This window comes from Acidaminococcus sp. HCP3S3_G9_1, assembly GCF_052122455.1.
Taxonomy (GTDB): domain Bacteria; phylum Bacillota; class Negativicutes; order Acidaminococcales; family Acidaminococcaceae; genus Acidaminococcus.
In genome coordinates, this window is record NZ_JBQKCH010000028.1 from 1 (window position 1) to 2744 (window position 2744).

Sequence of the window (2744 nt, forward strand, 5' to 3'; positions counted from 1 at the left end):
AACCGTCAAGCGGTAGGGGCGCGCAACCGATCCACAGCTCCATTCTAATCGTACCGTAATTCACTATAAAAGGGAATATCTGGTACAACTCTATTATACGAGGGGCGCGCCCCAGGCACGCCCTTCCCTGGCCTGCTATTTTCCTATATTCCCAGGAACCCGCCTTGCGGGTTCCTTCCATCGACTAGAGCCTGGAGACTGGCTCCCGGACTTTTTCCGCACATTCCATGAACTTTTCCACCATGCTCCAGGTGCGGCCCTCTTCTTTCCATCCGAAACAGATGGGATAACTCATTTCCTTCCCCAGGGGCACCTCCACCAGATCCTTCCGCTGGTCCGGCTTCAGGAACCCTTCCACCAGGTAATCCGGAGAAAAACACACCCCTGCCCCGGCCACGCACATTTCCAGCAGCAGCTCCAGGTTGTGGGACTTCACCTTCTGCCGGGGCTGGAACTTCAGGCCCTTCAGGTACCGGGCCACCAGATACCCTGCCAGGTCCGCCTCGTCAGTCCGGAGGAAAGGACAGGCCTGGAGCACCCGGGCATCCCGGGTTTCCTGCAGCTTCCGGATCACCTGGTCCGTCCCTGCCCCATACTGCCGCTCCAGCAGCTTCCGGTCTGCCAGCAGCCGGATTTCCTCCTGCTGGATCACCCGGGTCCGGATCCCGGGGATAGCTTCAGGGAAATAGGCCACCACCAGGTCCGTCCCCCCTTCCTCCAGCTGCCGGAGCAGTTCCGCGTTGCTGTCCTCCCGGATCTCCACTTCCATCAGAGGATACCGGGCCTGGAATTCCCCCAGCACCTTGGGCAGCAGGATATGGCCTCGGGTATAGGCGATTCCCACTTTCAGCCGGCCCCGGTCCCGGTGATTGATGTCCTGGAAAGCCTGGCCCAGGGACCGGTATTCCCCCTGGAACCGCCGGGCATACTCCAGGAACACCTCCCCTCCGTAGGTCAGCTGCAGGGGCACCTTCCGGACAAACAGCCGGCACCCCAGCTCCTTTTCCAGCGCCGCGATCTGGCCGCTGAGAGTCTGCTGGGTAATGTACAGCCGGTCCGCCGCCCGGGAAAAACTGGCCTCCTGGGCCGTCATCAGGAAATACCGGATGGTGTTGAAATTCATGGAACTCTCTCCTTTCGTATTATCGTCTTTTACCTGTATTATATACTTTTATTAACAGTTTGTATACGATGATAAAAACTGGTACACTGCAGGTATCCAAGGTTGCGAAAGGAGCCCTTCTTATGGAAAACCGCGTCCTGCTGCTGTTCTGTCTCATCCTTCTGGCATTCGTCCTGTTCCAGGGTCCCCTGCTGGGTGCCCTGGTCCTGGGCTTCCTGCTGTTTGCCGGCTACGGCCTCCATCAGGGCCACAGCCTCCCTCAGGTGCTCACCATGGCCTGGGAGGGGGTCCTGGGGGTCCGGACCATTTTCCTGGTGTTCCTGCTCATCGGCCTCCTCACCGGGGTGTGGCGGTCCGCCGGCACCATTGCCTACCTGGTCACCGCCGCCGGCCAGCTGATCCATCCGGCGCTTTTCCTGCTCCTGGCCTTCTGGCTCAACTGCAACATTTCCTTTTTGCTGGGCACCAGCTTCGGCACCGCCGCCACCATGGGGGTGATCACCATGAAAATCGGCATCAGCCTGGGGATCCCGCCCCTGTTTACCGGGGGAGCCATCCTGTCCGGGGTGTATTTCGGAGACCGGATGAGTCCCGTTTCCACCAGTGCCCTGCTGGTGGCCGTCCTTACCGGTACCAACCTGTACCGGAACCTGCGGAACATGGCCCGTTCCACCCTGGTGCCCTTTGTCCTCTCCAGCCTGTTCTACCTGTCCCTGGGGTTCCTGTCCCGGCACCAGGGACAGACTGCGGCCCCTGCCGCCGCCCTGGCCAGTCTGTACACCTTCACCCCCCTGCTGCTGCTCCCTGCCCTGAGCATCCTGGTGCTGAGCCTGCTGCAGGTGCCGGTCAAGACCAACCTGGCCGTAAGTATCCTGCTGGCTTCCCTGCTCAGCCTGCTGGTCCAGCACATGTCTCCGGCCGCCCTGCTCCAGGTGCTGGTCTGGGGCTACCATGCTCCCGATCCCTCCCTGGCCTCCCTGACCGATGGAGGCGGCATCCTGTCCATGGTCCAGGTGGGGGCCATTGTGTGCCTTTCCTCCTCCTATGCCGGGATCTTCAAAGGCACCGGCCTCCTGGACGGGCTCCAGGAACGCTGCCTGGGCTGGGCCCGGAAATGGGGCTGCCAGACCGCCGCCACCCTCACCGCCCTGTTCACCTCCCTGATTGCCTGCAACCAGTCCTTCACCATCCTCCTGACCCACCAGCTGTGCCGGAAACTGCCCTGGACCCCGGAAAAGGCCGCCCTGACCCTGGAAGACACCGCCGTCCTCCTGGCCCCCCTGGTGCCCTGGTCCATTGCCTGCGCGGTGGTGCTGGAATCCGCCGGAGCTCCCGCCGCCTCCATTCCCCTGGCCTGCTACCTGTATCTGATGCCCCTGTGGAATCTGTGGACGGAAAGACCCGGCTGACAGGAGAAGTCCCTGTCAGGGGCCGGTGGTGGCCGGATGCCCGGCATCCGGCTTTGAACCTATGGCCCTCTGGGCGGCCGGGACGGGCTCGCCTTCGGCAAGCCCCTCGTATAATAGAGTTGTACCAGATATTCCCTTTTATAGTGAATTACGGTACGATTAGAATGGAGCTGTGGATCGGTTGCGCGCCCCTACCGCTTGACGGTTTTCGT

The 2744-nt window shown here is 61.6% G+C and carries 2 protein-coding genes; one reads left to right on the forward strand and one right to left on the reverse strand.

The genetic code is table 11. The annotated features are described in order from the left end of the window. Positions 1-184: 184 nt before the first annotated feature. The gene (locus ACTQY1_RS11120; protein ID WP_441374202.1) at positions 185-1123 is read right to left on the reverse strand and encodes a LysR family transcriptional regulator; all 939 of its coding nucleotides are present in this window, start codon (positions 1121-1123) and stop codon (positions 185-187) included. A gap of 122 nt (positions 1124-1245) precedes the next feature. Between ACTQY1_RS11120 and ACTQY1_RS11125 the strand changes: the two genes are divergently transcribed. Beyond that, entirely contained in the window at positions 1246-2532 is a 1287-nt protein-coding gene (locus tag ACTQY1_RS11125) for a Na+/H+ antiporter NhaC family protein (RefSeq protein ID WP_441374203.1), read from the forward strand. Positions 2533-2744: the final 212 nt, after the last annotated feature.